The sequence below is a fragment of the Enterococcus mundtii genome, from assembly GCF_002813755.1.
Taxonomy (GTDB): domain Bacteria; phylum Bacillota; class Bacilli; order Lactobacillales; family Enterococcaceae; genus Enterococcus_B; species Enterococcus_B mundtii.
Genome location: NZ_CP018061.1, coordinates 235,001 through 257,896, shown reverse-complemented (window position 1 = coordinate 257,896; position 22,896 = coordinate 235,001). Strand labels below are relative to the sequence as shown.

The following is a 22,896-nucleotide window of genomic DNA, read 5'->3' as shown; positions in this document are numbered from 1 at the left end:
CCCTTTTGGTTACTATCCTTATTTTTTCAGAAAAGTTCCTCGGTGTAAAGGATTGTTTGGTACCATTCCAATCCTTTTTCTAAAACAGCCATGTCGAAATCAAAGGTGGCATCATGCAGGGCTGGTGTATCACCTACACCTAAGAAGAAAAAGACACAAGGATAGTGTTCCGTATAAACACCAAAATCTTCTGCTTGTAAGACAGGCTCAGCCAACTCATGTAATAACTCTGAGTGGGCAAGTGCTGCATACAACTGTTCATCGTTACGTACAGCAGGATACCCATCGTTATAACGAAATGAGATTTTCGCTGGGGAAGTTTGTTGGAATTCTTTTGCTAGTCGTGCTAGTTGCATCTTTAAGTCCGTTTGGGTCTTACGACTGTATGAACGAATGCTGCCTGAGATCACGACTTCATTGGCTAAGACATTGCGGATCGTCCCACCTGTAATCTGACCAAATTTCAAGAGATGTTCAAGGTTTTCTGGCAGAGATTCATCAAAGTCATAGACTTGTTTCATAAAACGCACAGCTGCTTCTAGACTGTCGATGCCTTGACTGCTTGAGGCGATATGCGCAGATCTGCCTTGGACGATGATATCTGTTTCACTACTTTGCGCCATCAACGCACCTGGTCGTGAAAATACTTTTCCTTCTGGCAAGCCTGGCCATAAATGAAAACCAAAGATTGCCTGTACCTTGTAATGTTCCAACCACCCAGAACGGATCACACTATCTGCCCCGCCAGCAATTTCTTCTGAGGGTTGAAAAATCAAGACGATATTGTGCCGCATCTCTTGACGGTGCGTAGCAATATAATCGGTCAATCCTAAGAGCATTGCCATATGACCATCATGTCCGCAGGCGTGCATGAATCCTGGGTGTGTAGACGCAAAAGGTAACCCTGTGGCTTCAGTGATGGGCAACGCGTCGATATCTGTCCGAAAAGCAATCGTTGTGTCTTGTTGCTGATCAAAATAAACCAACAAGCCTGTCTCATCGATTTCATGGATCACGCCACCACAGTTTTTGATTTGTTCGTAAAGGTATTCTTTCGTTTTAAATTCATGAAAGCCAAGTTCAGGAATTTGATGTAACGCCATTCGGTGTGTTGCCAACATGTCGCCTCACCATCCCTTCATAGATTCCTTTTACCACGGTTTCATATTGTGTATTGGGTACGCCGATGATCAAATTCAACTCTTGCGCACCTTGCGATAAAATCGAGGTCCTGATTTCTAACTCATTCAAAATCGATAATACTTTTCCAGAAAGTCCAATTGGTTCCTTATGTGGGCCACCTACAACAGAAATCAAAGCCAAGTCTTCGATGATCTCGATTTCCTCTACGCCTAATTCCTCACGTAATTCTTTCGTGATCAAAAACAATTTATCCATGATCAATTCCGCCGAAACGACGACACCGATATTATCGATGCCAGAGGGGATATGCTCGATCGAGATGCCATGTTTTGCAAAAATACTCATGGCTTTCCAAATAAAACCGATCTCGTCTGACATATGTCGTTTGAACAAGGTGATTGAAAGAAAGTCTTTTCTTCCTGCAATCCCCGTCAATCCATTTTCTTTTTCGACTTCATGATTTGAGATTTTTGTTCCATGATCATTCGGTCGATTCGTATTTTTGATTTGGATCGGGATATCAGCTTCTTGTACAGGAAAAATCGCGGATTCATGCAAGACATTGGCACCCATATAAGCCATTTCTCGTAATTCACGGAAAGAGATCTCTTCAATGACTTTCGGTGAGTCAATGATTCTTGGGTCTGCCATCATGATGCCTGAAACATCCGTCCAATTTTCATAAAGATCTGCCTGTAAGGCACTTGCTAAAACGGAGCCGGTAATATCACTGCCCCCACGACCAAGTAATTTTTCTTTTCCTGCTGGGTTGGCACCATAAAATCCTGGGACGATCAACTTTTGGTGTTTCTGGTACATCTCGCGTACTGCTTGCTCTGTACGCGGAAAGTCGATGCCTCCTTCATAATCAAAGTAGATCAGCTCACTTGCGTCTGCAAAGGTATACCCTAAATATTCCGCCATCAATTGCGCAGTCAGATACTCCCCACGACTGACTAAATAATCGATCGTCACTTTTTCCTGTTTTAGATGTGTTTCGATCGTGGTTAATTCTTTTTCAATCGGAAAGTCGAGTGACAGAAGATCCCTAACTTGAATAAAACGTTGTGTGATCCGTTCCCATAGTGGCGTCCAATCAACCTTATGTTGAAGATACGCATGGATCAAATAGAGTAAATCGGTCACTTTATCGTCTTCATCGGTTCTTTTTCCTAAAGCGGAAACGACAACGACTTCTCGATTAGGATCAGCTAACACGATCTCACGGACTTTACGGAACTGTTCTTCATGAGACATCGAGCTTCCACCAAATTTTGCGACTTTCATGAAAGGACCTCCTCTTGTAGAAGCGCCAAAGCAATTTGCACCGCGTTAGCCGCAGCGCCTTTGCGAATATTGTCAGCCACGGTGTAAAAGAGTAAGCCATTTTCAACAGAGAGGTCGCGACGAATACGCCCAACGTATACTTGGTCTGTGCCTCTTGCTAATGTACTTGTGGGATATTGGTGTTCTGCTAAGTTATCGACAACCAAAATCCCTGGAAACTGACTGAAGCAAGCACGGATTTGTTCCAATGAAAATTCCTTTTCTAACTCAACAGCAATCGAGACACCATGGCCATTTTCAATCGGTACACGGACACAAGTCGCAGATACAGGCAAATCTGGTTGATGCAAGATTTTTTTCGTTTCATTGATCATTTTTTGTTCTTCTTTGGTATACCCATTTTCCATTGGGCGATCGATTTCTGGAATGACCGTTTGACTGATGTCATGGGGATAAAAAGTTGCTGGTTCACCATTTTTTGTCGCCTGTAGATCAGCGATTCCCTGTTGCCCTGAACCTGAAACAGCTTGATACGTCGTGTAATTGACACGTGTCACACCAAAGGTATTCTGTAGTGCTTTCAGTGGTAACACGGACTGGATCGTCGAACAATTTGGGTTGGCAATCAATGGATCTAACGTATGATCCTCTAGATTTACTTCAGGGACGATCAACGGGATCGTAGGATCTTCTCGCCACGCTGAAGAATTATCGATGACTACTAAGCCGGCTTGACGTGCAATTGGGCCAAATGTTTGAGACACGGATGCTCCAGCTGAAAAAAGCGCCAAATCATACCCAGAAAAAGAAGTCTCAGTCAGTTCTTCGACAACATACTCTTTTCCCTTAAACACAGACAGACTCCCCGCAGAGCGTTTGGATGCTAAAAGCTTGAGTTTTCCTACTGGAAAATCGTACTCCTCTAATACTCTTAACATAGTTTGACCGACTAATCCCGTCGCTCCGACAATACAGGTATCTATTTCGCGCATGTTTTTCATCCTTTCTTTGTCTACAATTCTCTTAGTGCTGCAATCAATGCGGTATTTTCTTTGGTTTGATCATCTTTTATTTTTAATACACGTGCCGGTGTACCACCAACGACCGTCTCAGGGGCAACGTCTTCTAAAACGACTGCACCTGCTGCGACGACTGCATTCTTTCCAACACGAACGCCTTCGACGATCACTGCATTCGCACCAACTAATACACCATCTTCGATCACTACTGGTTGAGCGGAAGCTGGCTCGATGACTCCAGCTAACACAGCTCCAGCACCGATATGACAATTCTTACCGACAGTCGCACGTCCGCCTAGGATTGCTCCCATATCGATCATGCTATGATCCCCGATCTCAGCACCGATGTTGATCACAGCGCCCATCATGATCACTGCTTGATCGCCGATGGTCACTTGATCACGAATGACAGCGCCTGGTTCGATGCGAGCGTTGATGTCTTTGACATCCAGTAAAGGAACTGCACTGTTTCTAGCAGTTTGTTCTAGTTCGATCGCTAAGATTTTTTCCGCTTCTTTTTCTAGTACCGGCGCGATGTCTTTGTAATCTCCAAAAACGATTGGACTATGCACTTCACCAAATACTTTCGCATTCGGAAACTCGACAGGTTCTGATACATTTAAATAAACTTTGACTGGGGTCTTTTTTTCTGCTGTTTGAATAAAACGAATGATTTCTTGTGCATTCAACTTAGGCTCCTCCTCTAGGTTCAAATAAATCTTCTAATTGATATGAACCGGCTGACTGCTCGGCCAACCAGATACTTGCTTGAACTGCCCCTTCTGCAAAAATTCGATTTGAAAAGGCTTCGTGCTTCACTGAAAGAACTTCATCTTTGGTTGCAAAAAGGACTTCATGTTCTCCTGGAAAAGAGCCTGCACGTAGGCTATGGACACCGATTTGTTGGTCTTCTCGTGATTTGTCCGCCCATTGATAGACAGGCGTCAGCTCTCGAACAGATTGTAGTGTTTCTACTAAGCGCTTGGCTGTGCCAGAAGGTGCGTCTTTTTTTTGGCTGTGGTGTTTTTCGATTAATTCGATCTGCCAGCTGGCTAAGTCTTTAGCTGCTTGTTTGATCAAGCGATTCATCACCATGATCCCTAATGAAAAATTAGCACTGTAGAGTACAGGGATCGTTTGAGCTGCTTGGGCGATTTCAGCAAATTGCTCTTCGGTATAGCCTGTTGTGCCAATCACCAGTGGGACTTGGTGAGCTTTGCTGTATCGCAAGATTTTATCCAAACCAGCTGGATGAGAAAAATCGATCATGACTGCTGGTGTCTGATCAAACGATAATTCCTCCGTTGCTTGTAAGGATTCGGTCAAACTCAATGGCTGATGTTGATATTCTTCGGTAACTTCTGCAATTCGCTTACCCATTTTTCCACTTCCGATGATCCCTATATTCATGTGCTTGCCCCTCCGTTTTCTGTTAACAGTGCGATAAGTTGTTGCTTTTTCTCCTCGCCTAATTCAATCAGTGGTAGTCTTAATGGTCCAGCAGGTAAGCCTAAATGATTCATTGCTGCTTTCACTGGAATTGGATTGGTTTCACTGAATAAGGCATTGATCAACGCTAAATGAGTCAATTGTTTTTCTTTTGCTGAAGGACTGTTTCCGTTTAAGTAATCATGAACTACTTCATGGACTACTTTTGGCTGGATATTTGCCCAAACACTGATCACACCGATACCACCAATACTTAGAATAGGTAAAATCAAATCATCATTGCCACTGTATAGTGCAAATGATTCATCAATCAGTTGCGCCACTTCCATTGTATAGGACATATCACCAGAGGCTTCCTTGATGCCGATGATTCGTGGATGCTTCGCTAGTTCTGTTAATACAGGTAACGAAATCGTCATCCCTGTTCGTGACGGTACGTTATATAAGATGATTGGTAGCGAGGAAGCGTCTGCGATCGCTTTAAAATGAGCCAGTAACCCTACATCACTCGTTTTATTATAGTAAGGGGTGATCACTAATAATTGGTCTGCCCCAAGTTCAGCAAAGCGTTGGACTTTCTTGACCGTTTTCGCCGTTGCATTTGATCCTGCACCAGCAATCACTGGGATACGTCCATTGACTTTTTCAACGGTGAATCGTACGATCTCTTCCTCTTCCTCCTCAGATAGTGTGGGTGATTCCCCAGTTGTTCCAAGGACCAGTAAGCCGTCTGTTTGTTCTTTCAGATGAAACGCAATCAGCTGCTCCAAGCCTAGATAATCCACTGCACCTGTTTCCGTCATTGGTGTCACTAACGCGACAATCGAACCTTTGATCATGCCTCTACCTCCAAATTTTTATGCCATTCATATGTGGCTGGTCCCGCCATCGTGATCGTTTTATCGCCAGAAATCAGTAAATCGCCTTGCTCTAAATGAATCGTCGCTTGTAAGCCGGAAAGGTAGCCTTGATCTCTTGCGACGACATACGCTGCACAACAACCTGTACCACAAGCTAGTGTCCAACCGACCCCACGTTCATACGTGCGGACGATCAATTCTTCTTCATTGACAGATTGGACAAAATTGACGTTTGTTTTTTCTTTGAATAAGGGATGATGGCAGAGTTTTTCTCCAGTCTCTTTGGTTAATTCAGCCAACGCATCTTCAACAAAAACAACTGTATGGATCGTCCCCATGAATAAACTAGTCAGCTCTACCTTTCGCTCATCAATCGTCAGCGTTTGTTTGATGATAGGTGTTGATTGCGCTACGCCTACTTTCTCTGGTCGGTAGTCCGGCGAACCCATGTCGACTGTGCAATAAAAAGGCTTTCGTGAATGGATTGTCACATGGATCATCCCAGCAAGCGTTTTGACCGCAAATTGTGGCGCTTCAAGTAATTGTTGATCGCTGACATAATTGGCAAAACAACGGATACCATTGCCACACATCGGCGCACGGCTACCGTCTTTATTGTAGTAGATCATTTCTAAAGGTTCGGTTTTAACAGCAATCAATCCATCCGTATCGTAAGCCGTGGGTGCACATAAGCTTTGAGCCAAATGACTATAGTCGATCGTTTCATCGTAATCTAAGAGAATAAAATCATTGCCACAACCATTATATTTATAAATCTGCATAGACTTCTCCTCTCAATAGATCCGCATAAGTTTGCCGACGCACGACTTCTCTCGACACGCCATCTTTGACAAAAACAACTGCTGGTCGCAGTGCACGATTGTAATTGCTACTCATCGAATATCCGTAGGCGCCTGTGGCATACACTGCCAGAAGATCACCTGGCTCTGCAGGAGGCAACTGTGTTTCTTGGATCACCACGTCTCCTGATTCACACATTTTTCCGGCAACTGTCACTTTTTCTGTTTTTTCAATGTCTAGTTTATTTGCCAAATCACAGGTATATTCAGCTTGATAAAGTGCCGGTCGAATATTATCTGTCATCCCACCATCCACAAAATAATATTTCTTGTGAGGTGTTTCTTTGATATAGCCGACTGTATAAAGTGTTGTTCCGGCTTCACCAACGATACTTCTCCCAGGTTCAATCAATAAGCGATCGATCGTTAAGTTTCTGTCAGCTAGCGTCTGCTCTGTGTGTGTAACCAGATGTTTGACTGATTCTGCAATTGGTAAAGGTGTGTCCGCTTCGGTATAACGGATACCAAAGCCCCCTCCCAGATTTAAAGAAAGCGGTTGTTGAAAATCTTCAAGGTAGGTAACCAGCTGGTCGATCTCAGCCAGCCAAGCAGTCATATCAAAGATTTGTGAGCCGATGTGGGCATGAAAGCCTTCCAATCTAAGAAATTCACTTTGTTGGATACGTGCAATCGCTTGTTGGCAAACATCGCTATCGTAAAGCATGCCGAATTTTGAATCGATATGTGCGGTGACGATGTATTCATGGGTATGTGCTTCGATCCCTACGTTCAATCGCAACATGATCTGTAGCTTTTTCTGATATTCTCGGCTTAACTCTTCCAAGACTTCGACTTCCATCCCATTATCTGCAACAAAATGGCGTATATCATTTTCAATGGCATATCTTAATTCATCAATCGTTTTGTTGTTGCCATGGAAATAAATATCTTCTAAAGGAAATCCAGCTTGTAACGCGGTATAAATCTCCCCACCACTTACGACATCTAGACCTAACCCTTGTTCAGCAATTAGATGGAGTAATTCTACCGTTTGAAAGGCTTTAGACGCATACAAGATCTTTGTTTGAAAAGAATCAGAATCAAAGTTCAGCTTAAACGACTTTATCGTTTCTTCCATCTTTTTTTCATCATACACATATAGGGGTGTTTGATATTCATTTGCTAATTGACTCACTGGAATTTCGCCGATCGTTAATTCTGTCATTCTCTTTTCCCTCTTTTCAAAAAATTATTTTCTCATCAAATTGAAATATCCTTAGATTATAATTTGAATTTTATTTGAATAATATTAAACAAAATTGTTTGAATTGTCTAGTTTAAATCGCTATTTTCAGCAAAAATGTTTAATTTTTCAATTTTATTGCATACAGAAAACAAAAAATAAAAAACCACTATTTATTTTCACATAATTCTCTTAGAAATAGACAAAAAAACTGACCAATAAATTGGTCAGTTTTTTGAATCATATTTTCCTTAAATCAATTACTTACATAGATTGCTAAAAACATCAACGCTGCACCTAACATGACAAATAGATGCCAAATCACATGGGTGAATCGTCTGCTTTTCATGCTATAAAATAGTGATCCCACAGAATAGGCGATTCCTCCGCCAACTAGCAGTAGCAAGCCAGTCAAATCGATATTCTGATAGAGCTTAGGTAGCACAACGATGATTGCCCACCCCATCACATTGTAAATGATCGTTGAAACTTTTGATACCTTGTTTGTCTTTGTTAAAGTCAAACATTTATAGATGATGCCAATCACTGCTGTCGCCCAAATAACACTTAGCAAAACTAGTCCTGTCGTTCCTTGCACGACTAGCAGACAAAATGGCGTGTAGGTTCCAGCAATCAAAAGGTAGATCGAACAATGATCAAATACCTGAAATACTTTTTTTGCTTTCGTAAAAATCAAACTATGAAATAACGTAGAAGAAAAGAATAGCAGAAAAAGAGAACTACCATAAATCGCAAAAGCGACATAATCTAAGGTTGTATGGGCGCGATCCATCAGCAAATTGAAGCAAAGCAGACTTAACAAAGCTGCAATCCCATGGGTCACCGCATTTAATACTTCATTGACGATTTGGTACTTTCGGCTAAATTCTATCTCCATCTTGATCCACTCCATTTCGTTTGTTCAATTTCATTATACATGAAAGATGTTCTGTTTACAAAAACTTTATCATCTAGTTTCCGAAACTATATTATTTTTTAATAACTTTTGTAAAATATTTTATCATCATGATAAGAAATAGCAACAAAAACACACTGATCAAGCCATTTACGAGTAAAAATGCAGTACGCTTCGCCCGTTTCACTTTTTCTAACGATTCTTTTATTTCTTCTGGTTCAACAGCGACCCTGTGTCCGCGTACTAATAAACGGTGACTGTTGACCATATACGGAGTACAAGTAACCAGTGTGACTAAATCTTGATTTTCTTGGATTTGTAGCGCTTCTGTTTCTGTCGGTGCTACGGTTTTAATCTGATCGACTTGATACGCAAGATACTGTCCATTGATTTCAATATAAAAGTGATCTTCTATTTTTAATTGAGGTAAATCTGTAAACAATTTTGCTTGCGGCAAGCCTCGGTGGCTGGAAAGTACCGCATGTGTCGATTTGCCTCCGATCGGGTATGAGGTGCCCTCGAGCAGACAAGCGCCTTTTTCCAATAGTTTCGTCGTTGTTTGATCAAAAATCGGTAAGCTGACATTGATTTTGGGGATCGTCAAAACACCAACGGTATGTGATTCGATATACGATTTCTGAGATTTTTGATCATTTTTTTTTTTCTTGGAAAATGGGTCTGCTTCTGGCATCGCTACGTTTGATGCCAGTTGTTCATTTTTTTTGATCATCCGCTTTTGTAATTCAGCAAGTTCTGTCGCATGTTCAGACTTTGCCTTTTTTTGATAATTTTTGATGATCTGCTGGTCGAGATAATTATTCAACGTATCACTGACAAAAGGATACGCCAAGCTGAGGACACCGATAAAAAATACCGAGAACATGATTAGATCTAACAGACGCCATTTTTTTTGTTTCATTTTATTCTCCTCAGCGAGTCACTTGTTCTTCATTTGATACTATTTAACTTTTGGTCGTTTTAGCCAGTATGCACCCACGATTGTCAGTAAAACCACACCTAAGAAAATGTACAATGAAATGCCTTTGCCACCAGTTGCTGGTAATGTCCCTTTGTGTTTGTTTGGTACTTTCTCTGGTGCAACCAATTCACCTGCAACAGCATAAGATTGCTGATCGACCTTAAACGCAATTCGTTCAGTTAGTTTCACATAATTGTTTGGTGCTTTTGTTTCTTCTAAATAATACGTACCATAAGACAAGCCTGTGATATCCACTAATCCATCACTTGTTGTCGTGAAAATCGTTGCTTCTTCCTGTGAAGTCGTCCACGCTACTGCTTTTGTTACTGGATCAATGATCAAATATTTCGCTGTTGCTTCATCTTGATCACGTACCACAAACGAAGCGTCTGCTAATGGTTTGATATCAGCTACTGCTCCATCTACTTTAATGAATCGTTTCCCACCTGTCAGTACTTCCACAGTTGGTGGTGTTTGATCTGTCATATGTCCAGTATCAACATTTGCTTCGTTGTTATAGCCTTGGGTTGGTTCTGCTAACTGATTCAAATGCATGTAATAAACAAAACTCAACGTACCACCTGGAGTCAATGAAGGAATATAAGTTGGTTCAATCGTTACTGTGAAGCCGTTTGTTTGTTCAGTTACGTGGTAATTTGTTGAATCAATGATCGTTTCACCATCGTAAAGTGCATAACCTGTTTCTCCCGTTGATTGGTTCATGAATGTTAAAGCTGGATCATGTGTATCAATCAATTTGAAGGTGGTATATTTATTGTTTGATCCTTCTTTATCCGCGATCCCAAGAGGAATATTGACGCTGATCTCATAATTGATCGGTTCTCCGATTGCTACGTCTTGCCCATCTAATTGCGGCGTTTCTTTTTCTACTTTCGTCGTATCATTTTTCACTATAAGTTCAACTGGCGTTTGGCTACCAACAACAATTGTGAATGGTGTCTTCGTTTGCTCAGTGATCATCGCTGCATTTTCAGGTGCTTTTACTTCTTCTAACACATATTCGCCAACTTCTAATCCAGTAATGAGCATTTGACCTTTCTCTGCTTCATTTTCAGCAACGTCCTCTTCACCGATTTCATAGCTTTTGCCAGTCACAAAGTGTTTTGCTTTAGATTTATCAGTTGTCCATGTATACATTCCTTGTGCTACACCTTGCAAATATTTGGCAACACCTGCATCTTCTTTCACAATGACAAATTCCGCACCGTTTAGTGCTTCACCTTCTGCTGAACCTACTTTTTTGACCTTCAGCGTTCCTTCATTTTCCACGACATTTTTAGGATATAAATGAACTACGTCTAGTTCTTCTGTCCCATATTGATATGAACCGTCGGATTGTTTGATCAGTTCATATACTGGAAATGCCACAACCATATTTGCAGCAGCTGTTACTCCTGATTTTGCTTCTTCTTCAATCACATAAACTGCATCTTTTCCAGCTTGTTTTTTTGGCAATGCTAAAGAAAGATCCCCCTGAGCGTCTGTGGTACCAGAAAGAAGAGCTGTGCCAGAAGTCTGTGATTGGACGATCGCTTTTGCTTCTTCAATCGTCGCGCCATTTTTTCTTGCTTCAGCAAATGATTCGGTGACATCATACACATGGAACGTCACATCTGCCAACCCTTGATAGTTGTTGAATTCAGTCATTTCTTTCCCTGTATTTTGGATCTCTTGTTGTGGGAAATCTAACATTTTCTTTTTGTGGATCACCAATTGTGCATCCATTCCTTCAGCAAACACTTGTGGATTAGGAAGTAATGCCACCAGTGTAAGTAGTGATGAAATAAGACATAGTAATACTTTTTTGAAATTTTTTCTATTCTTCATTCTTCTTTACTCCTGTTCTTTTGATAAATAATGAAACTACCTATGATCGATATGCCACCAATCATACCAACACTTATTTTTTCGTCAGTTGTTTTTGGAAAAAGAAAACTCGTTTCTTGTTTCTGATTAGTGATTTTCAAAGGTTCACTAGGTTGTCCATTGATGGCATATGACATACTTTTTACGACAAACGAGACAGCATAAGGATTTCTTTTATACCCTTTTGGTGCTTTGATTTCTTCAAGTAAATATTCTCCGTCTGCTAAGCCATTGATGGAAAATAAGCCATTTCGATCAGAAGTCAGCGTTATTGCATCTCTTGCTCGTTTTTTCCAGCAATATTTTCCATCTTTCAAATGCAGGTATTCTTCCTGTTGGTTTTTGATCATAAACATTGCATCTTCTAGCACCTGTTGTTCCTTATCTTTTGTAACTTTTTGAAACCACTTCCCTCCTGTTCGAATACGTGTACTTCGTGACAATGATGCTGTTCCGATATCTAATGTCGCTTGATTGATGATCGATTGATCAGCGATTGCATCTTGTCGTAAACGCATCTGATAGTTGATCCTCACTGTTTTACCTGCCAGATCTTGCAAGTCTTGACCGTTAAACGCAATACTGAATCCTTGACTATGGCTATGAAACGTCAGATTTTCCAAGCGTTTTTCTTCACTATGGACTTTGAGCGATTCAGTTAGCAACTCCAACTCTTTCGTCGCACTGTCAGTGACTACACATGTTTCTTCAGTTGCTATTCCATTTGGAAACTGGATATCCAATTGATAGTAGATCTTTTCACCAATCGAATAAGTGTTTTTTTCCTCTACAAGCTTTTTTTCAAAGACGATCGCAGATGGCTCTTGGTTCATTTTAGGATAGAGATGGATTGCCTTTTGTGGGTGATCATATGAATCATAAAGAGGCAAAACCACGACTACATTTTGTGATCCTACAAACGCATCTGCTATGTGAGTGGTTTCGTTCACTAAATAAACGTTACCTATTTGATTCGTTGACTCACGTAGATCAAAGATTGCTACATCTTCTCCATCATTGTTCGACTTCACCAGTTTTTCCATTAGAAAAGAACCTGCTGAAGTACCTTGTCGCGCAATGATTTGTTGTGTTTCTTCGACAGTAAATCCTTTTTTACGTAATTGATAAAATGATTTTGTCACATCGTAAACCGCAAAACTCGCTTTATGAGATTCCGTTTGTTTATCTGATGAGGGTTGCGTAGTATGGACAATCAACTGGACCATCTCTTGTGTTTGGGCGATACACGTTTTGGCACCACCAACTAACAGAAAAGGCAACAACAGCAAGAACCAATAATACTTGGTCAACTTGAAATGCCTCCTCGTCTCATCCCCCTTAAATAAACGACAAATGAAACAATCGCAAGGATACCTAATAATAGGAAGCCAAGTCGGCCAGATCCTCCGGTTTCAGGCAGTGGGATCAATGCCTGATTGGTGATGACCAAATGGATTTGGTTGTTCGTATGATCAGTTTGTAACTGGATTTCTGATGGTTCACCATCTACAGTTACTTTTCCATCCGTTTGGATAACGATCTGTACGGGTTGCTCTAACCCCAGATAACCTTCTGGTGTTTTGATTTCCTCCAACGTGTACTCACCCGGTTTTAGGTTCTCAAAAACAAATGTATCAGTTGCTTTATCGTCGTTTGGTAATTCAACCTGTCCATCTGAACCGGATAGTCGGAAGACTGCCCCTTTTAACACCTGTCCTGTATCCGTTCGCTTTAGGACTGTTAAATCAAAAGGTTTGATTTGATTCATATGCGTCAATGTCCAAACGGTATCTTCCTCTACATTTTCTCCGTCATAGAGAATCGTACCGTAAGGGTCAACTTTAAATTCATAGTTTCCTGGAATCGTATCGTAACCAAGCGGTCCTGCTGTTTCTACTAAGCGATATTCACCCGCTTTTTGTATCACGAATTCTGCCAATCCTGATGACGCGGTAACTTCCTCTTTCAGTGTATGATAGGTTCCTGTTTCTCCTTTTATTTGTAAAGCAAAAGTTGCTCCTGCCAGATTGATTTTTTGTTTGTCCTTTTCGGTATATTTTCTTATGGCTATCGGAAGGTCTGCAAATGGATTCTCAATCGTCAATTGGATCACTTGATCAGTGACTGTAGCTTGTTGTTTGTCCACTGTTACTTCCCCATTGTCAGAAATAGCAATTTCCCACGCCTGCTTTTCCGATTTTTCATGTCCAGCAGGTGCACTGATTTCTGTCAATGTATAAGATTTTCCTTTTTCAAGGCGTGTGCCTTCTGGCAATGAATAGGTACCATCCTCATGGTCGATCAGCTGAATCTCCTGACCTTCAATCGTTAGTTGAAACACTGCTCCTTTTAGGAGATGGTCAGCTGACGAAGTTTTCTTGGTTATTTTTAAATCTAAAGGAACAAATTGTTTTTTATTTTTCCAAGTCGTTGCGTTGACTTTTTCTGATTGATATCCTGGTACATCTAACTCATTCACCGCTTCATAGTGAAATTCTTGCCCTTGATTGTTGTGTTTTGGCAAGCTGAGGGTTTCACGAGACGCTTCACTGGACGCTAGAAGTTTGGTGATATTGGTTCGCTCCCAAACATTGGTGTTCTCCTCTTCCGGTTTACTTAATTGTACATAGCCACTTTCCCAACTAGATGTTTCGGTGATTCCTGTTCGCTTGATTTCGTAAATCACTTTCTCTGGTCGAGTCGTCGTATCTTGATCAAATTCTTCCCATTCTTTGAAAAAATCAAGAGATACACCTGGTGCTTTGGCTGACGGCACACCGAATTTAGCAAGAACATCTGGGTTGCTCGTTGGTTGGAAGATTGTTTGCCCATTCATTTGATACCAAGTATCAGTCTCGAACATTTTGCTTTCTGTTTGGAGTCTCACTTGATAATGTAGTTGGATTTCTTGCCCTTTTTCTAAATAGATTTTATCGACGTTGATCGTTTGCCCATCAATAGAGAGAAGTGGCTCAATCGATAGAGGGGTTGTCCCTACACTTGTAACAGAAGCGCTGTCTGGTTGATAAACAAATGGATCAATGATTGGATCAGTGATTTTTCCATCAACGACTGTTCCAGAAAGCTGCACAGCTTTTTTGGCTAGATAATCAGCAATATCTGTAGACTCATTGGCAGATTCATAATATGCCGTGCCGTCTTCGCCAGTGGAAACCATCTTACGCATTCGACGTTCTACTTCCTCTTTCGTGATGCCTTCAGTTTCATCTCCTTGCAACTGTATACCCAAGCCATGGATCTCGATTCCTCGTTGTTTCAATGCCATTGCTTCACCAATCGTTGCTGTAAACGTTGAATTGATCCAACGCCATTGTGAATATTGGTCTCTAACAGGTACAAGATAAGGCGGGGAAATTTTTGAAGTATATTCGGGATGATCGACTTGATTGCTAAAAGTCGCGCCATAATAACTAACGTCCTCTTCAGTCACCACACTTGATACGTGATAGGAGCATGTCGGAACACCATCAGTCAAAAGAACGATCACCTTTTTGTGACCATTTTGTTCAGACAACATCTCGCCTGCCTGACGTAAACCATTTTGAGTAAACGTACCACCACTTGTTGAATCAGGTGTGGCTGCTTGGATTTCTTCCTTTACAGAATCAAATCCTGCAATCGGTATCGTTCGATTGTCGTAGCCTTCACTAGAAAAACCAACATAACCTAAATTGATTTTTTCCGTTACACCACTTTCTGATAAGGTATCGACAAATCGATCAATCCCATTCTTCACTTCAATAATACGATTGTCCTCATTCATACTGCCAGACCAGTCAACAACCAGAACGACATCTAAAGGAGGGATATTTTTTTGGGTATTTCCTCGAACATTCAGATACAAGTCAAACAATCCAGGAGTCGCTGTCTCTTTGGCAAATTTACGGATTGCGTAATCGGCTTCTTCTTTTTCCCCACCATATTCAATATAAGAATTGTTTTGATTGGTTGGGTCACCATCCCAATTCGTCAATCCATCCCATTGTGATTGACCATGACGATTCCCTTGATGATTTCGTACATTCTCGTCATTTTCCGGTTGCCACATCGCTTGCGGATAGGTTCCTTGCTCATCTGTGGTATATTCCGGTTCAATCGTCGCTAACCCTTTCGGTTTCAACTGTTCATTGAATAATTTTGGTTGTTCAAACGGACGATATTCGTTTTTAGCTATCGATGAATCATCCGACACCTCACTGTTTTCAGAAGAAGTCGTGGTTTCAGACGTTGGTTCACTCGTTTGTGCAGTTTCCTGATTCTCGTTATCTATAGAAAATGAAAAGGAAGCTGGGTCAGATAAAAGTAACTGACCCGTTTTTTCTTCTATCTGAATATTGAGTTGAAATTCTTTGCTCGTACTCGGCAATTCAATGGTCAATTCTTTTTCTTCAATGGCTTGAGAAAAATCACCTGCTAGCCATTTTCGTTGTTGCTCATCTGTGTATTCTTGATATTCCTGAGAAACATAAGAGGAAAGCAGATTCGTTTCAGGTGCATCTTTTGGATGTAACTGGAATAAAAATCTGTTTTCTTGTGTTTGCTCATTTAATCGATACACGACCGTTAGCTGACGATCTATTTTCCTAATACTTACTTTGCCATATTCATTATTTAAGACTTCAATGGTTGCCTCTTCATTAGCTGCCACAGTCTTTCCTTTTTGGAAATAGAAATAGGTGACGAAAAATAGAGAAAATAGACAGAAAACGATGAAATAATTTCGCTTCTTCATTTATGGATACCTCCTTAGAAAAACTTTAAAATTCAATTAGATAATATAAAAAAAAGAAAAAATTCACTAATCTTTCTAGTTCTCTTCTCTTTTGTCTCTAACTATTAAATTACAGTTATTTTAAGGAGCTTTAAATTTGATATAGTAAAACGAATACATTGAATGATTAGTTATTTAAAACCGATTTATTATTCTTTTCTCTCACAAAATATACTCATTGAGCAATAATTTTGAGACAAATTTTAAAAAAATATTTCTAAATCCGGTAGAGTTTTTTTAGAAAATTGAGACAAGTATTTACAAGGAAAAATAAATACGGTATTAATAATAAAAATATAAAAAGAAGGTGAAGAATTGATTGAAAAAATTTTATTAGATGACCATGCAAGAATGAAATTAAATGTGTATGGAAAGATAATGACCTTATGGCCGGGGGAATATAGTTTAGATCATGTACGAGAAAACTTAGATTTCTATTTCAGTCCGACCCGTTTCAAAAAAATCCTATGTGCTATACAAGATGATTTAGAACAATTTACTGATATTAAACTGTTACATACTAAAAACAAGTTATCCATTCCTGAACAACTTGTTCAATATACCCAATACCAACATTTCCTATCAACAGAAAGTGTTCCTTATAAATTATTGATCAGTCTTCTGACTGAACAAGATGAAGATCTTGCAGCTTTTTGCAATCGCCATTTTATCAGCCGCTCAACATGTTTTCGACAAACAAAAAAATTGGCTGAATATTTGAAGGAGTACAATATCAATTTGAATTTATCGAATCTTACCTTATCTGGTTCTGAAATGCTGATTCGTATCATTTTTTTCAACTTCTTTTGGTTTGTTTCATTAGGAGAAAGTCTGGATAGTATTCCTTACAGCCAAGAAGTTCGCGCATTGATTTATAAGCACGAAGGATCGCAACACAAGAATAAGTTTGATTTAGGAAAAAAACAAGCTAGTCTCCATTGTCTGATTTGTTTGCTGAGGATCGAAAATAATCATTTTACGGATATCTATCGATTATCGAGAGATTCCTTTATTCCAAGTGAAACAAACATTGACTTTTTTTACGACTTCTTCAAAATTGCGAATCTTCGTTTAGATATCTTAGAGGTAAACTCTTTGTTTTATTTGTTCTATTATTGGCCGTTTCTTACCTCTAATCAAGATATTCGTGTGCCGATCGTGCAACATTCCTATCAACAACCGAGTAATGAGATCAAAGCTATTTTAGAGGAATTTCAAGAGCACTGTCAGACATTTATTGGTACATTCCATTTTGAAAAAGAGCCCGCTTTGCTTTTGAATCTCTATCTATCCATCGGTAACTTTAGCATGTTCAAGCAAAAAATTCCTTTGACCACATTATTTATCTCTTCTTATATTCAAGATAAATACCCACTTTTACGTATCTTGACAATCAAAATCGAAGGGTTTTGGAAAAAAATCGCACAACGAAAAAACTATACCTGGTTGAAATCTTGCGTAAGTGAATTAGCCTTTCTACAAGCCAGTTTACTTTATCCATATTATTCAGAAATCGATGAAAACTATAAATTGAAAGTTGGGTTTGTCAACGTCTCTGAGCATCTGATCTCCGCAGAAATCTTGAATTTAGGCAAGAAGATCCCCTTTGTAGATATCGAGCGACTCACGCTTCCCATCACTGAAGAATATGACTTTTTCATCTTTGGTTCCCCCCTGCTGATTCCTAATGGTCTTGATTCTTCTAAGTATACAGTCCTTGATTTTTGTCATTATAGAGACTTTGAAACAAATCTGTATCAACGACTGTTAGAAGTCCATCATTTAAAACTACAAACATTGTTTGCTGATTAACTGATTAATATAAAAAAAAGCTTTTAAGCATCCTGCTTAAAAGCTTTTTTACTACACTCGGTTATTTTGCACGTTTTACGTATGAACCTTCTGCTGTATTGATTTCTAGTAATTCATCCGCTTCAATGAAATCAGGAACATTGACTACTAAGCCTGTTTCCATCGTTGCAGGTTTACCAGAACCAGTCACTGTCGCACCTTTGATCGATGGTTGTGTTTCAACGACACGTAAGACAACTGTTGTTGGTAATTGGACACCAATCACTTCGCTACCGAAGAATTGGATTTTAACTTCCATGTTTTCTAAGATAAATTTCATTTCTTCAGCTACAGTTTCTACAGGGATCTCATATTGTTCGTATGTTTCTAGATCCATAAAGAATGCTGTATCATCCATTGTGTATAAGTATTGAACTGGTTTTGTATCAATGTGTGCTTTTTCAAATTTTTCGTCTGGTCTTAGTGTCGTATCATAAGTAGCACCAGTACGAACATCTTTTAGCTTCATACGCATCACAGTATTTCCTTTACCAGGTTTGTGATGGCTTGCATCAATTACTTTGATCAATTTTCCGTCTTGGACAAATGTCATTCCGGCTTTTAAATCGCTTGCTGAGATCATTATTTTTTGCTCCTTTTTTTCTTAATCATAATCACCCTTATTGTATCAGACAAACGTCTATAAAACTAGGAAATTATTGCTTTTCAAATGATAGTCTTTGACTTTCTTATTTTTTCATGCTATTTTTAATTAAATCATTATTGGAGGGATAAACATGGCAATCAATTACTTAAAACAATTGAAGTGTTGTTGTATGGTGTATAAAAACAGCATACTGTTTGCCATGTCTATTAATTGCCCTTCATAGTTGAATGAAAGATCTCTTTCTGTAGTGAAAGTGTTTTCTTTCTTGGTCTTTTCAATTTATGATCTTACGAGGAGCTGATTAAATAGTCAGCTCCTTTTTATTTTACTTTTTTGGAGGTTTGGATTCGTGATCATTTCATCAATTACTGAAGCAATCGGGCATACACCCGTCTATAAATTTACTGCGCAAGATTTTCCTATGCCAAAAGATTCCGTGATCTATGCAAAACTGGAATACTTGAATCCAGGAGGTAGTATCAAAGACCGTTTAGGTTTGTATTTATTGACTTCCGGTCTTGAGAGCGGAAAAATCGATCAAGAAACAACGATCATTGAGCCAACTGCTGGTAACACAGGGATTGGTTTAGGTCTGGCAGCTTTGAAATTCAATTTAAAAACAATTTTTGTCGTACCAGAAAAATTTAGTATAGAAAAACAAAAAATCATGCAGGCACTAGGCGCAAAAATCGTACACACTCCTACAGAAGAAGGAATCGTTGGTGCGATCGAAAAAAGTAAACAATTAGCTTCTGAGATCCCAAATAGTTATGTTCCCTTGCAGTTTGAAAACCCAGACAATCCAGCCACTTATTACCAAACATTGGGGCCTGAATTGTTTCAAGAATTGGAAGGGTCAATCAATAGTTTTGTTGCCGGTATTGGAAGTGGTGGTACGTTTGCTGGAACCGCAAAATTTCTAAAAGATCGTTTACCTGAACTTCGCCTGATTGGTGTTGAGCCAGAAGGATCAATTTTGAATGGTGGTTCTTCACATGGGCACGAAATTGAAGGCATCGGCGTTGAATTTGTCCCCCCTTTTCTTAGTGAGTTGACAATTGATCAATTTGAAACGATTTCTGATGCTGAAGGATTTGCTTACACACGTCAACTAGCAAAAGAACACGGATTATTAGTAGGCAGCTCGAGCGGAGCCGCTTTTGCCGCAGCCTTAAAAGAAGCACAACGTCTACCGAACGGACAGTCTATCCTGACCATATTTCCAGACACGTCCGATCGTTACTTATCAAAAAATATTTATCTGTAAGCAACAAACGACACAATAAACTCAATGAAGAAATTGGAGGAAATAATTATGCATATTCAAACAAAATTGATCCATGGTGGTATTAGTGAAGATCCGACAACCGGTGCAGTTAGCGTACCGATCTATCAAACATCGACTTACCGCCAAAATGCAGTTGGACAACCGAAAGAATACGAATATTCACGTTCAGGTAATCCAACACGTTTTGCTTTAGAAGAATTGATCGCAGACTTAGAAGGTGGCGTTCGTGGCTTTGCCTTTGCCTCAGGTCTAGCAGGAATCCATGCAGTCTTTTCCTTATTCCAATCTGGAGATCACATTCTCTTAGGCGATGATGTCTATGGTGGAACTTTCCGTTTATTTGATAATGTTCTTACAAAAAATGGGTTAGAGTATACGATCGTCGATACAAGTAATCTTGCACAGATTGAAGAAGCAATTCAAGACAATACAAAAGCTTTGTACCTAGAAACACCAAGTAATCCTCTACTTAAAATCACCGATTTGAAAGCAGGGGCTGCCATTGCAAAAAATCGTGACCTGTTAACAATCGTGGATAACACATTTGCTACACCATACTTTCAAAAACCTTTAGAATTAGGCGCTGATATTGTTTTACACAGTGGCACAAAATATCTAGGCGGGCATAGTGATGTCGTTGCTGGATTAGTTACGACAAACAACCAAGAGTTGGCGGAACAAATTGGTTACTATCAAAATGCCATCGGTAGCGTATTAGGTCCACAAGATAGTTGGTTGATGCAACGCGGGATCAAAACTCTTAGTGTGCGTATGGAAGAACATCAAAAAAATGCCTATGCTGTAGCAGAATTATTAGCGAACCATCCTGAAGTTGAAGCAGTCTATTACCCTGGTCTAACAACCCATAATAATCATGAAATTGCGAAACAACAGATGTCCGGCTATAGCGGAATGGTTTCCTTTACCTTGAAAAACGACGCAGATGCAATTCCTTTTGTAGAAGCTTTGCAACTATTTATCCTCGCTGAAAGCTTAGGTGGTGTCGAAAGTTTAGTGGAAATTCCTTCTGTGATGACTCATGCCTCTGTACCTAAAGAAAAACGCGAAAAAGCTGGAATCAAAGACGGATTGATTCGTTTATCCGTAGGAATCGAGTACGCCCAAGATCTTTTAGATGATTTGAACCAAGCCTTTACCCAATTGAAAAATCACTGATCCATTTTATCTTTAAAGAATTGAAAAAAAATCAATCAGTTTTCTACACCTGACCTGCAATAAGTGTTAGAATTTAGATAAATCGACCCAATCTTTTTAGAGGATTTTCATTTCCCTAAAAAGAATCATCAGATAGTTAGGAGTAATTCAATATGAAAATGAATGTCGAAAGTTTTAATTTAGACCACCGTAAAGTAAAAGCCCCTTATGTTCGTGTAGCTGATCGTAAAAAAGGCGAGCATGGCGATTTGATCATCAAATATGATGTCCGTTTCAAACAGCCAAACAAAGAACACATGGATATGGCAGGTTTGCATTCTTTAGAACATTTAACTGCCGAAAACATCCGTAATCATGCAGATTATATTGTAGACTGGTCACCAATGGGATGCCAAACAGGCTTCTATCTTACTGTCATCAATCATGAAAATTATGACGATATTTTAGATGTTTTAGAAAAAACGATGAAAGATGTGCTACAAGCAACAGAAGTTCCAGCAAGTAACGAAATCCAATGTGGCTGGGCTGCAAACCATACGTTAGAAGGCGCACAAGCTTTAGCGCGTGAATTTTTAGCAAAACGAGATGAATGGTCAGACGTCGGAGTATAAACAGACCATACATTTATTTAATCATAATAGAGATTGAGGAAAGTGACCTCTATCTCATAGTCATAAGCCGTAAAAGACAAAAGAACATGCCAAATCTTTGTCTTTTACGGCTTGTTTTGGTAAGTTATGAGAAAGACAATTTGGCGTGAACTTTAAGAGAAAACTCAAATAATATCTCTTAGTCTTCCATGTTGGCTAATGATCGAAGGCATTGACTTTCGCTCATTATGTTTTCAGTTTAGGGGACTACGTCAGCAAACCCTTTATTATACATCAACAAATAGGAGGAAAAAACGAATGGATATCTATGATTTTAACGTCACATTAGAAAATGGGACAACTTACTCATTGGACAAATACAAGGGCCACCCTATGATCATCGTTAATACTGCAACAAAATGTGGTTTGGCGCCGCAATTTGAACAGTTGGAAGAGCTTTACCAGATGTATCAGGAAAAAGGGTTAGTAGTGTTAGGTTTCCCATCGAATCAATTCAAGCAAGAAGTAGCTTCTGCAAATGAGGCTGCGGAAGCCTGCCGAACAACGTATGGTGTTACATTTCCCATGCATCAACTAACGGTAATCAATGGCGGGGATGCTGATCCCCTATTTGATTATTTAAAAGAACAAGCACCAGGTACTTTGACACCTGCAATCAAATGGAATTTTACAAAATTCCTTATTGATAAAGACGGTCAAATAATTGAACGTTTTGCGCCAAAAACTTCACCATTAAAAATGAAAGAAGCAATCGAAGCCATTCTTTAGTCAAGATGCAATAATTGGACAATCAACATTTTAGATTATTGGTCAAATGAAACTCATTTCTATTTAGAGAAAAAGCTTAGATCGACTTAAATAAAGTACATGACCTTGAAAAAAATTTTTTTCAAGACCATGTATTTTTTTGACTAGAATACTGACAATAACTTTTGCTATTTCAAAAAAGTAAACAAAAAAACAGCTGAACTTTCGTTCAACTGTTTTC

At 39.4% G+C, this 22,896-nt stretch carries 19 protein-coding genes; 5 read left to right on the top strand and 14 right to left on the bottom strand.

All coding sequences use genetic code 11. The features are described from left to right. Positions 1-26: 26 nt before the first annotated feature. The 13 genes from EM4838_RS01205 to EM4838_RS01145 all read right to left on the bottom strand — a co-directional run bounded on the left by EM4838_RS01205 (position 27) and on the right by EM4838_RS01145 (position 16,336). Entirely contained in the window at positions 27-1,121 is a 1,095-nt protein-coding gene (locus tag EM4838_RS01205) for an amidohydrolase (protein WP_023519101.1), read from the bottom strand. Continuing rightward, the gene (locus EM4838_RS01200) at positions 1,081-2,430 is read right to left on the bottom strand and encodes an aspartate kinase (protein ID WP_023519100.1); all 1,350 of its coding nucleotides are present in this window, start codon (positions 2,428-2,430) and stop codon (positions 1,081-1,083) included. Before EM4838_RS01200 ends, EM4838_RS01205 begins: the two co-directional genes overlap by 41 nt. Continuing rightward, positions 2,427-3,422, bottom strand: coding sequence for an aspartate-semialdehyde dehydrogenase (locus EM4838_RS01195; protein ID WP_023519099.1), 996 nt, complete (start codon positions 3,420-3,422; stop codon positions 2,427-2,429). The genes EM4838_RS01200 and EM4838_RS01195 overlap by 4 nt, the downstream gene beginning before the upstream one ends. 20 nt (positions 3,423-3,442) lie before the next feature. Next, positions 3,443-4,138 (bottom strand): 2,3,4,5-tetrahydropyridine-2,6-dicarboxylate N-acetyltransferase, encoded by a 696-nt coding sequence (gene dapD / locus EM4838_RS01190; protein ID WP_019723553.1) that lies wholly within the window; start codon positions 4,136-4,138, stop codon positions 3,443-3,445. A gap of 1 nt (position 4,139) precedes the next feature. Next, entirely contained in the window at positions 4,140-4,859 is a 720-nt protein-coding gene (gene dapB, locus EM4838_RS01185) for a 4-hydroxy-tetrahydrodipicolinate reductase (RefSeq protein ID WP_019723554.1), read from the bottom strand. Then, a complete protein-coding gene (gene dapA / locus EM4838_RS01180; protein WP_019723555.1) occupies positions 4,856-5,737 on the bottom strand; it encodes a 4-hydroxy-tetrahydrodipicolinate synthase in 882 nt (293 codons plus the stop codon). Before dapA ends, dapB begins: the two co-directional genes overlap by 4 nt. Continuing rightward, positions 5,734-6,540 (bottom strand): diaminopimelate epimerase, encoded by an 807-nt coding sequence (gene dapF / locus EM4838_RS01175; RefSeq protein ID WP_019723556.1) that lies wholly within the window; start codon positions 6,538-6,540, stop codon positions 5,734-5,736. Before dapF ends, dapA begins: the two co-directional genes overlap by 4 nt. Next, complete coding sequence (gene lysA, locus EM4838_RS01170; protein ID WP_019723557.1) at positions 6,527-7,783, bottom strand: diaminopimelate decarboxylase; 1,257 nt, start codon at positions 7,781-7,783, stop codon at positions 6,527-6,529. The genes dapF and lysA overlap by 14 nt, the downstream gene beginning before the upstream one ends. Positions 7,784-8,057: 274 nt before the next feature. Next, positions 8,058-8,699: a PAQR family membrane homeostasis protein TrhA gene (gene trhA, locus EM4838_RS01165; protein WP_010736330.1), complete on the bottom strand. Its 642-nt coding sequence runs from the start codon at positions 8,697-8,699 to the stop codon at positions 8,058-8,060. A gap of 91 nt (positions 8,700-8,790) precedes the next feature. Then, positions 8,791-9,636: a class C sortase gene (locus EM4838_RS01160; RefSeq protein ID WP_065096265.1), complete on the bottom strand. Its 846-nt coding sequence runs from the start codon at positions 9,634-9,636 to the stop codon at positions 8,791-8,793. Between the two features lie 39 nt (positions 9,637-9,675). Next, positions 9,676-11,544, bottom strand: a complete 1,869-nt coding sequence (locus EM4838_RS01155; RefSeq protein ID WP_019723558.1) for a SpaH/EbpB family LPXTG-anchored major pilin — start codon at positions 11,542-11,544, stop codon at positions 9,676-9,678. Next, positions 11,541-12,893 carry an isopeptide-forming domain-containing fimbrial protein gene (locus EM4838_RS01150; RefSeq protein WP_023519095.1) on the bottom strand — a complete coding sequence of 451 codons (1,353 nt, stop codon included), beginning with the start codon at positions 12,891-12,893 and terminating at the stop codon, positions 11,541-11,543. The genes EM4838_RS01155 and EM4838_RS01150 overlap by 4 nt, the downstream gene beginning before the upstream one ends. Continuing rightward, the gene (locus EM4838_RS01145) at positions 12,890-16,336 is read right to left on the bottom strand and encodes a vWA domain-containing protein (RefSeq protein WP_071866694.1); all 3,447 of its coding nucleotides are present in this window, start codon (positions 16,334-16,336) and stop codon (positions 12,890-12,892) included. The genes EM4838_RS01150 and EM4838_RS01145 overlap by 4 nt, the downstream gene beginning before the upstream one ends. 354 nt (positions 16,337-16,690) lie before the next feature. Here EM4838_RS01145 and EM4838_RS01140 point away from each other — a divergent pair, with 354 nt between their 5' ends. Beyond that, the gene (locus EM4838_RS01140) at positions 16,691-18,187 is read left to right on the top strand and encodes a helix-turn-helix domain-containing protein (RefSeq protein WP_010736335.1); all 1,497 of its coding nucleotides are present in this window, start codon (positions 16,691-16,693) and stop codon (positions 18,185-18,187) included. A 61-nt stretch (positions 18,188-18,248) separates the two neighbouring features. Here the strand turns inward: EM4838_RS01140 and efp are convergent, their stop codons facing one another. Further along, positions 18,249-18,809 (bottom strand): elongation factor P, encoded by a 561-nt coding sequence (gene efp, locus EM4838_RS01135; protein WP_010736336.1) that lies wholly within the window; start codon positions 18,807-18,809, stop codon positions 18,249-18,251. A 373-nt stretch (positions 18,810-19,182) separates the two neighbouring features. Here efp and EM4838_RS01130 point away from each other — a divergent pair, with 373 nt between their 5' ends. The 4 genes from EM4838_RS01130 to EM4838_RS01115 all read left to right on the top strand — a co-directional run bounded on the left by EM4838_RS01130 (position 19,183) and on the right by EM4838_RS01115 (position 22,676). Further along, positions 19,183-20,100, top strand: a complete 918-nt coding sequence (locus EM4838_RS01130; protein WP_019724151.1) for a PLP-dependent cysteine synthase family protein — start codon at positions 19,183-19,185, stop codon at positions 20,098-20,100. Positions 20,101-20,148: 48 nt separating this feature from the next. Further along, entirely contained in the window at positions 20,149-21,297 is a 1,149-nt protein-coding gene (locus EM4838_RS01125) for a cystathionine gamma-synthase (protein ID WP_019724150.1), read from the top strand. Between the two features lie 152 nt (positions 21,298-21,449). Further along, positions 21,450-21,908: an S-ribosylhomocysteine lyase gene (locus tag EM4838_RS01120; protein ID WP_019724149.1), complete on the top strand. Its 459-nt coding sequence runs from the start codon at positions 21,450-21,452 to the stop codon at positions 21,906-21,908. A 297-nt stretch (positions 21,909-22,205) separates the two neighbouring features. Then, positions 22,206-22,676, top strand: a complete 471-nt coding sequence (locus EM4838_RS01115; RefSeq protein ID WP_071866693.1) for a glutathione peroxidase — start codon at positions 22,206-22,208, stop codon at positions 22,674-22,676. Positions 22,677-22,896: the final 220 nt, after the last annotated feature.